Origin of the sequence: Desulfurella sp. (assembly GCF_023256235.1) — a bacterium.
Classification (GTDB): Bacteria; Campylobacterota_A; Desulfurellia; order Desulfurellales; family Desulfurellaceae; genus Desulfurella.
The window spans coordinates 1-1,311 of sequence record NZ_JAGDWY010000053.1 but is presented as its reverse complement, the minus strand read 5'-3'; the positions used below and the strand labels follow the sequence as shown (position 1 = coordinate 1,311).

Sequence of the window (1,311 nt, the reverse complement as noted above, 5' to 3'; positions counted from 1 at the left end):
CAGGCAACGCTCGATACAAAGCTTATTAGTGATTATGATGGCTCTATGGCAGAAATCTCTCGCGAAAATGACATACCAATAATAGCACAATAACCCTCCTGCAAAGGGCTTAAAATAACATTTTAAGCCCTTTTGTTGACAATAAAACTTAAATTTAATATACTTTTTTATAGTAAAACCGGAGGTTAAAATGAAAGAAATTATTTTTTCTGAAAATGCACCAAAACCAATTGGACCTTATTCTCAAGCTATAAAAGCAGATGGATTTATCTTTGTTTCTGGTCAACTTGGTATTGATAGTAGGGGTAATTTGTTATCAAATACAAAAGAGCAAACAAGGCAGGTTTTAAATAATTTAAAATCTATTTTGTACTCTGCTGGTTCTAATTTAGAAAAAGTTGTTAAAATTACAATATTTTTCACTCAAAAAGATGATTTTTCTGTAATAAACGAAGTTTATTCTGAATTTTTTACAAAAGAGCCTCCAGCTAGATCAGCTATTTGTGTAGCAGCTTTGCCAAAGGATGCTTTAGTTGAGATAGAAGCAATAGCCCAAGTATAAAAAGGTGAAATGTGTATGAGCATTAAAAAGCTACTGAACTTTTCAAACGGTTTTTATTTTTTTAGCGCTTTAGTGTTTTTTGCAATTGTGATAATGGCAGGTTTAAATTTAAAAAATACTATCCACAGCTTAGATAAGCAGATTGTTTATTTAAATAATATTGATAATATTTATGCCCAAGGTTTACAAAAAGGTCAGGCAACAAGGAATATTCTTCTAAACCCAAGCGATACAAAAGCTATGCAAAATTACAAAAATGCTTCAATTTCCATGGATAAATCTTTTGATCAGTGTTTTGGTGTTGCAGATTTTAGACAAAAATCCCAACTTGAAAAACTAAAAGAGTTGCTTAAAAAAGATGATATACTGCAACTAAAGGTTCAGTCTTTATCAAGAATAAATCAAAAACAAGCATATAATTTGCTTGTAAAAGAAGAAACGCCTCAGTGGAGAAAAGCAAGATCTTTTGTTTTAGAGCTTATTTCAAATGAAAGAAAAAACTTTGAAAATATTAAGCTGAAAATGGAAAATACAATGGCTCTGACAATTCTAATAGTAGCCATAGCAATGGTTATAATGCTTGCGGTAGTTTTGGTTGTATGGAAAATATTATTTAATAAAATCTTTAAACCCCTCTCTCACATAAACTCTCTTGTCTCCACCCTTGCCAAAGGTGGTGGTGATTTAACTCTTGAGCTACCCAAGAGCTCAAATGATGAATTTGGAGAGCTAACAGGTAATCTCAACAA

At 31.4% G+C, this 1,311-nt stretch carries 1 protein-coding gene and 1 pseudogene; both read left to right on the top strand.

Annotation, left to right across the window (positions count from 1 at the left end):
- Positions 1 to 190: 190 nt before the first annotated feature.
- On the top strand, positions 191 to 562 hold the full coding sequence (locus Q0C22_RS05115) for a Rid family detoxifying hydrolase (RefSeq protein ID WP_291492436.1): 372 nt from the start codon (positions 191 to 193) through the stop codon (positions 560 to 562).
- Positions 563 to 577: 15 nt separating this feature from the next.
- Positions 578 to 1,311: pseudogene (locus tag Q0C22_RS05110) on the top strand (hypothetical protein); the annotation flags it as partial.